Annotated in this window: 6 protein-coding genes; 2 read left to right on the top strand and 4 right to left on the bottom strand. The window is 52.9% G+C overall.

The window, feature by feature from the left end; genetic code table 11:
* Nucleotides 1-2,402, top strand: a 2,402-nt coding sequence (locus AC5JMP_RS03435) for a COR domain-containing protein (protein ID WP_495850026.1), incomplete at its 5' end; no start/stop codon positions are given.
* Between the two features lie 382 nt (nucleotides 2,403-2,784).
* Here the strand turns inward: AC5JMP_RS03435 and AC5JMP_RS03430 are convergent.
* The 4 genes from AC5JMP_RS03430 to AC5JMP_RS03415 all read right to left on the bottom strand — a co-directional run bounded on the left by AC5JMP_RS03430 (nucleotide 2,785) and on the right by AC5JMP_RS03415 (nucleotide 6,541).
* Complete coding sequence (locus AC5JMP_RS03430) at nucleotides 2,785-2,985, bottom strand: hypothetical protein (protein ID WP_495850025.1); 201 nt, start codon at nucleotides 2,983-2,985, stop codon at nucleotides 2,785-2,787.
* A 510-nt stretch (nucleotides 2,986-3,495) separates the two neighbouring features.
* Entirely contained in the window at nucleotides 3,496-4,344 is an 849-nt protein-coding gene (gene fghA, locus AC5JMP_RS03425; protein ID WP_495850024.1) for an S-formylglutathione hydrolase, read from the bottom strand.
* Nucleotides 4,345-4,378: 34 nt separating this feature from the next.
* Nucleotides 4,379-5,488 (bottom strand): S-(hydroxymethyl)glutathione dehydrogenase/class III alcohol dehydrogenase, encoded by a 1,110-nt coding sequence (locus AC5JMP_RS03420; protein WP_495850023.1) that lies wholly within the window; start codon nucleotides 5,486-5,488, stop codon nucleotides 4,379-4,381.
* A 264-nt stretch (nucleotides 5,489-5,752) separates the two neighbouring features.
* Nucleotides 5,753-6,541 carry an SDR family NAD(P)-dependent oxidoreductase gene (locus tag AC5JMP_RS03415; RefSeq protein WP_495850022.1) on the bottom strand — a complete coding sequence of 263 codons (789 nt, stop codon included), beginning with the start codon at nucleotides 6,539-6,541 and terminating at the stop codon, nucleotides 5,753-5,755.
* A 56-nt stretch (nucleotides 6,542-6,597) separates the two neighbouring features.
* On the opposite strand from AC5JMP_RS03415, the gene rimM reads away from it, so the two are divergent.
* Nucleotides 6,598-7,182: a ribosome maturation factor RimM gene (gene rimM / locus AC5JMP_RS03410; RefSeq protein ID WP_495850021.1), complete on the top strand. Its 585-nt coding sequence runs from the start codon at nucleotides 6,598-6,600 to the stop codon at nucleotides 7,180-7,182.
* Nucleotides 7,183-7,279 lie beyond the last annotated feature (97 nt).

Below are 7,279 nucleotides of genomic sequence, written 5' to 3'. Positions count from 1 at the left end.
GTAGCAACCAAATCACAGCAATCCCAGACTCGATCGCCCAACTGACCAATCTGACGCAGCTTCGCCTCAATAGCAACCAAATTAGCGTCATCCCCGAGTCGATCGCCCAACTGACCAATCTGACGGAGCTTTACCTCAATAGCAACCAAATCACAGCAATCCCAGACTCGATCGCCCAACTGACCAATCTGACAGAGCTTTCCCTCCGTAGCAACCAAATCACAGCAATCCCAGACTCGATCGCCCAACTGACCAATCTGATGATGCTTGACCTTGAAAAAAATCAGGTCACGCAAATCCCGAAGGCAGTTTCTCAGCTTGCCCACTTAGAGAAACTCGACCTGCGGAGCAACCCTATCAGCATTCCCCCCGACATTCTTGCCCCCAAAGAAGGCGAAAAACTACCTGATGCCCGTCCCATCCTCGACTACTATTTCCGCATCCAAGACCCCACTGCTGCCACCCAACTCTACGAAGCCAAAATCCTGATTGTGGGCGAGGGCGGAGCCGGAAAAACCAGCCTTGCCCGCAAACTCCTCGACTCCGACTACAGCCTGCCTCCCGAAACCCAGGATACCTCTACCCAAGGCATCGACATCTTGCGATGGGAGTTCACCGGACGCAACCAGCAAGTCTACAAGGTCAACCTCTGGGATTTTGGCGGGCAAGAAATCTATCACCAAACCCACCAATTTTTTCTCACCGAGCGCTCCCTCTACCTGCTGGTTGCCGATAGCCGCAAAGAAGACACCGACCACTACTTCTGGCTACAAATCATCCGTCTGCTGAGCGACGATAGCCCCGTCTTGCTGATCCAAAACGAAAAGCTAGACCGCACCTGCAACCTCAACCTGCGGGAACTCCGCGCCGAATTTGCCAACCTCAAGCCTCCCCTCAGCACCAACCTTGCCGACAATCGCGGACTCTCCGCCATCCAAACTGCAATTCAGCACAGCCTCGAAGACCTGCTCCCCGATGGCATTCCCTTCCCCACGCCCTGGCTCAACGTTCGCTATAGCCTGGAAAACGATGGACGCAACTACATCGACTGTGCCGACTATGAGGCAACCTGCCGCTACCACGGTATCCTCAAACGCGAGGAGATGTTTGACCTCAGCCGTTTCCTTCACAGCCTCGGCATTTGTCTACACTTTCAAAAAGATCCCATCCTCCGCTATCGCCTCATCCTCAAACCCAACTGGGGCACAGCCGCCGTCTACAAAATTCTCGACAACCCCACCGTCAAGCAGCAGCTCGGACAATTTAGCGATGCCGATCTCAACGACATCTGGCAAGCCCAGCAATATGCCGACATGCGCTCCGAACTGCTCCAGCTCATGAAAGCCTTCAAAGTCTGCTACGAGATTCCCCGCCGCGAAGGGCACTACATCGCTCCGCACCTGCTCTCCCCCGACTCCCCTTACTACGATTGGGATACCAGCCAAAACCTGCTGCTGCGCTACCGCTACAAAGGCTTTATGCCCAAAGGCATCCTCACCCGCTTCATTGTCGAAATGCACAAGCTAATCGAAAACGTCTCTGATCCAGATCAAGCGCTCGTCTGGAAAACAGGCGTTGTTTTGGTTCAAGATCGTGCCCGTGCCGAAGTCACCGAACGCTACCACAATCGGGAAATCCGCATCCGACTTAGCGGCAGCCACCAAAGAGACTTCCTCGTAGCGCTCCACTACGAATTCCAAAAAATCCACGACACCTACGAACGCCTAGAATACGACACCCTGATTCCCTGCAACTGCACCCACTGCAAAACCCAGCTTCAGCCTTTTCCCTTCCCGCGCGATCGCCTCCAGCGCTGCATTGAGCAAGGTCGCCCCACCATCGAATGTCACGAAAGCGGCGAAAATGTGAACGTGCGCCGTCTCCTCGATGACACCATCGACTCCGACATCGATCGCAAGTTTTACGGCAAGGACGGAGAACTGGATAAGATGGAGGCGCTAGGAAGGGGATACATAGGCGATCGTTTCAACATCCATATCCACAACACTAATCAGCAAGGAGATCATAAACCCGTGACTGAGAATACCAATAATCTTCAAGGTGCAAACATTGGCAACTTCGCCAACGAAGTCAAAGACAACGCCCGCCAGCAAGCTAACCAACATATTCACCAAGCTCCCAGCCACAACCTGGCTCAAGCTGCCCAAGATATCCAAGATTTGCTGAATCATCTCGACCAGACTTACGATCGCACCACGCCCATAGGTCAAGCCATGATCAGCGCCAAGGCGATCGAATCAATTGAAAAGAATCCCACCCTCAAAGCCCGAATTATCAACGCCCTCAAAGAAGGCGGCACCACTGCGCTGGAAGAGGCGATCGATCACCCTGCCGTCAAGCCTGTCATCGCTTTAGTCAAAGGCTTTATAGAAGCAGAGTAGCCTGTAATGCGTTCTGACATTGACTATTCAACGATCGCCACAAACACTCAAGCGCCAGCCACAAACACTCGAACGCCAGTCGCAAATACTCAAGCGCCAGTCGCAAATACTCAAGCGCCAGTCGTAAAGACTCGAACGCCAGCAGTAAAGACTCAAGCCTAAGTCACAAACACTCGATCGCCAGTCATAAAGGCTCAGGCTTGAGTCACAAACACTCGAACGTCATTAATCAAGACTCAAGCCTGAGTCACAAACATTCAAACGCCAGTCATAAAGGCTCAAGCGTCAGTCGCAAACACTTATCAGTCACAAAAACTTAAATGATTGCCACAAACGCTGGAACGCAAATTACAAGCGCTGCTACTACAAACGCCAGAGCGCTCTAGCGCATCAGCACCGTCATGTATTTGCCGTTAGCAAACGGTGAGGGGATGATGGGGGTGAACAGAAGGCGATCGGTCGCAATCTTCCGCACGTAAAACTCATTCATCAGATGCGTCACCTGTTCGCGCGTGCCGATGATCCAGATCTGCGCTTTGTCTTCAGGCGAAACGGGCAGTAATTCGTTGAATTCTGTAGTCATGATATTCCTTGCTAATGCGTGTTGAACTGAAAAAGAGAACAAGAAAAGCTCAAGGTGAGAGTAGTCCCAATCACTTGTTTGCATTAGCAAGGCATCCGACTCTCGACCTTTCGGTCTAAAATCATCAAAGCCCTGCCCTCTGCTGATCCAGAGAGCGGGGTTAGCTGGTTAGGGTCGCGTCCAACTTCCCTAATCAGCGTCCTCACCTTAAGCTCGTTGACACTGGCATCCCGGAACGGAAAAACCAGTAGCAGATACTATAGGGGAAACCTCGACCCAGCACAAGCGTACTTCAATTCTTTTTCTCTGCAAGTCAGGTTCAGGCGATCGCCCTCCATCCCGACACCAGATTCAGGCGATCGCAAAGCTTAAGCTCGATCCCCCAACCCCCTTAAAAAGGGGGCTTCAGAACTCAAAGCCCCCCAGAATTGGGGAGTTGGGGGGCGAATGCAGAACATTTGATACTTTTCAGATCTTCACTCAAGGTCAGCCAATGGGCTATCAGCAAAATTAATCTGAGCCGTACAGCGCCTCAGCATGATGCTGAATGTGATCTTCCATAAACGTAGCGATGAAATAGTAGCTGTGGTCGTATCCTTCCTGCATTCGCAGATTCAGAGATTGACCCACCTCAGCACAGGCTTTCTCGAATTCCTGGGGCAAGAGCTGTGAAGTCAAAAAGCGATCGCTCCTCCCCTGATCAATCAAGATCATCCGTGGGTAAGGCGCAACGCGCACCAATTGACTCGCATCATATCTCCGCCAGTCTTCTGTGTTGTCTCCCAAGTAGTTAGAAAACGCCTTTTGACCCCAGGCACACTGCATCGGCGCAGCGATCGGCGCAAAAGCTGAAACTGACTGATAGCGATCGGGATTACGCAACGCACATACCAGCGCCCCATGTCCGCCCATCGAGTGCCCAAAGATGCCCTGGCGATCGGTAACCGGGAAATTCTGGGCGATTAGGGCAGGCAGTTCCTCTACGACATAGCTATACATCCGGTAATGCTTTTGCCAGGGTTCCGTAGTAGCATCGACGTAAAATCCGGCTCCGGTGCCAAAGTCCCAATCCGCATCTTCTCCGGGAATGCCCGTATCTCTTGGGCTGGTATCAGGAGCCACCAATACCAATCCATGCTGCGCGGCAAACTGCTGTGCCCCCGCCTTCGCCATGAAGTTCTCCTCAGTGCAGGTCAAGCCTGAGAGAAAATAGAGGACGGGAAGCGATCGCGTTTTTGCCTGCGGCGGCTGATACACCGAAAACTTCATGGTGCCGTTGCAGGCTTTGGAGGTATGGCTGTAGAAACCGATCGTTCCACCAAAGCAAGTCGTTTCGCTGATCAGAGTGAGATCGGTCATGGTTGGGTCATGGTTGGGTCATGGTGTAATGAGTTTAGAACGTCACGACTGAGCGGATGACTTCGCCCTTGCGCATGGAGTCAAAGGCATCATTGATTTGGGCGATCGGCAAAACCTGCGTCACCAGATCATCAATGTTGATCTTGCCGTCCATGTACCAGTCCACAATTTTAGGAACATCCGTGCGTCCTTTTGCCCCGCCAAACGCCGAGCCTTTCCAGACGCGCCCGGTGACGAGCTGAAACGGACGGGTGCTGATTTCCTGTCCTGCCCCTGCCACGCCAATTACAACACTCACGCCCCAGCCTTTGTGGCAGCACTCTAGTGCCTGCCGCATCAGGTTGACATTGCCGATACACTCAAAGCTATAGTCTGCGCCGCCGCCCGTCAGCTCTACGAGATAGGGCACCAAATCACCCTCAATTTCCTTGGGATTGACGAAGTGCGTCATGCCCAGCTTCTCCGCCAGCGGGCGCTTCGCCGGATTCAGATCAACGCCGACAATCATGTTGGCTCCCACCATCCGAGCCGCCTGAACCACGTTGAGTCCAATGCCGCCTAGCCCAAAGACCACGACATTTGCGCCCGGTTCGACCTTTGCCGTATTAATTACCGCACCCAAGCCAGTCGTCACGCCGCAGCCGATGAGACAGACTTTCTCGAACGGCGCATCTGAGCGAATTTTGGCAACCGAAATTTCGGGTAACACCGTGTAGTTGGCAAACGTAGAGGTGCCCATGTAATGATGCAGCATCTCGCCGTTAAGGGTAAAACGACTGGTGCCATTGGGCATTACGCCTTGCCCTTGAGTTGTGCGAATCGCCTGACAGAGATTGGTCTTGCCGCTCAAGCAGAATTTGCAGTTGCGGCACTCTGGCGTGTAGAGAGGAATCACATGATCTCCAGGCTTGACGCTCGTTACGCCAGCCCCGACTTCTACCACAACACCCGCACCCTCATGCCCCAAGATTGCCGGAAACAGACCTTCAGGATCGGCTCCAGAAAGCGTATAGGCGTCAGTATGGCAAATGCCAGTCGCCTTAATTTCAACCATGACCTCTCCGGCTTGAGGCCCTTCTAGCTGAACAGTTTCAAGGCTCAAAGGCTTTCCAGCTTCAAGCGCCACAGCCGCTTTAACATCCATATTGTCTATCTCTCTCTGTCGTGCAAGTCGTGCAATCCGCCGTTGACCCTGTAATAGTCTAGATGAATAGCATGAACATTAGCTCAGACATTGACGCAAAATTAGTCCATGTCCTGAGTTCAGATATCGGTAATCCTAAAAATCATTACATGAATACCAGCAGCCAGATATAGCAACCGCCAAGGCGGTTAGGACGGGGACATTTGTGGTGGGGCGCGAAGCGTCCCACCACAAATGTCCTAAGCAAGCTGGCGGCAGCTCTACCTACCAGGGCAACCGATCGCCATTCCAGGAAAAGAACTCGCCGCTATCGCTTTCCTGAAGCCGATCGATCACTTCTAGCAACTGCTGCACCGTACGATCGACTGAAAACAGCTTCTCGGTCGGCACGTTGCGCTGAAACGGCTGGGAGAGCTGCGTATCTGTGGTACCAGGATGCAGAGTGACGACGATCGCTCTAGGGCAGGTGCGTTTGTATTCGATCGCCGTATTTTTCATCAGCATATTCAGCGCCGCCTTAGAAGCCCGATAGCCATACCAGCCGCCGAGCTGATTATCGCCAATGCTGCCCACCTTGGCAGAAATAGTGGCGAAGATGGCGCGATCGCCATGCTTCAACAAAGGCTGCACCTGTTTTGCCAATAGCACCGCCCCAATGCTGTTTACCTGAAAGTAGCGCAATAGCTGATCTGCGTTGATTTGCCGCAGGCTTTTCTCAGGCTGCATTGTGCCGTCATGCAGTACGCCGACGCAGTTAATCACGGTATGCAGTCCCTTTACCTCTGAGCGAATTTTCTCTACCACCGCCGCAATCTGGATTTCCTCGGTGATGTCCATTGGCAGACACTGGAGGCGAGAGTCATCAAGGGTCAGCAGCTCAGATTGGGGATTGCGGTAGGTGGCATAGATTCGCTGGGGGCGATCGGTCTGAAGCATCTGCTGCACAAAGCCCAGCCCAATGCCCTGCCCTGCCCCCACAATGAGCGCAGCTTTAGAAGAATTGTCGGCAGGATTGCCATAAGGTTCTGGCGGGGAGTTGGCTATATCTATCATTGACTCCAGGTAATCGGTATCTTAATGATTACAGCGATCTAAACATACAGGACGATATGCAGCCTTCCAATCCGCAGCCCATAGGTACACATTCCAATCCACAGCCTGATGAAGCATGGCTAGAAGTGGGCAAAATTGTGGGCGTACAGGGCTTGCAGGGGGAACTGCGCGTCTACCCTGAAACTGACTTCCCGGAACGCTTTGAGACACCGGGCACCCGCTGGCTTCTGCGTCCGGGGACAACCCAGCCAGAGCCGATTAAGCTGAAGTCGGGTCGCTATCTCAACGGCAAAGGGCTATATGTCATCAAGCTTGCCGGAATCACCGATCGCGCTCAGGCAGAGGCTTTACGCGACTGCCGAATTATGGTGCCGCAGGGCGATCGCCCCCTGCTTGAACAAGGCGAATTTCACGTTGCCGATTTGCTGGGCTTAGAGGTATTTGACCAGGCAACACAAAAATCGATAGGCATCGTCACAGAAGTATTTGCCGCCGGAAATGACCTGCTAGAGGTGAAGCTGCACGATGCGAAAACTCCGGTGCTGATTCCCTTTGTGGAGGCGATCGTTCCCGTAGTAGACCTAGCGCAACGTCGGATCGAGATCACACCGCCACCCGGACTAATCGAGCCATCAGCTTAATTTAAAGAGCAATCCTCAAAACATCATGATTTTCTGTTGCTGGGGCTTCGTACCCGCAACAGAAAATCATCTGCCCTGCTTGGGTCTTAAATTGATA

Source organism: Drouetiella sp., assembly GCF_059504425.1.
Note: the sequence above shows the minus strand (reverse complement) of the source record. Positions and strands in the feature narration are given on the sequence as shown.

What these genes read in the sequence shown, in the direction of transcription:
- AC5JMP_RS03430 (WP_495850025.1), bottom strand. Translation starts at nt 2,985, where the DNA reads ATGACTACAGAATTCAACGAATTACTGCCCGTTTCGCCTGAAGACAAA.
- fghA (WP_495850024.1), bottom strand. Translation starts at nt 4,344, where the DNA reads ATGACCGATCTCACTCTGATCAGCGAAACGACTTGCTTTGGTGGAACG.
- AC5JMP_RS03420 (WP_495850023.1), bottom strand. Translation starts at nt 5,488, where the DNA reads ATGGATGTTAAAGCGGCTGTGGCGCTTGAAGCTGGAAAGCCTTTGAGC.
- AC5JMP_RS03415 (WP_495850022.1), bottom strand. Translation starts at nt 6,541, where the DNA reads ATGATAGATATAGCCAACTCCCCGCCAGAACCTTATGGCAATCCTGCC.
- rimM (WP_495850021.1), top strand. Translation starts at nt 6,598, where the DNA reads ATGCAGCCTTCCAATCCGCAGCCCATAGGTACACATTCCAATCCACAG.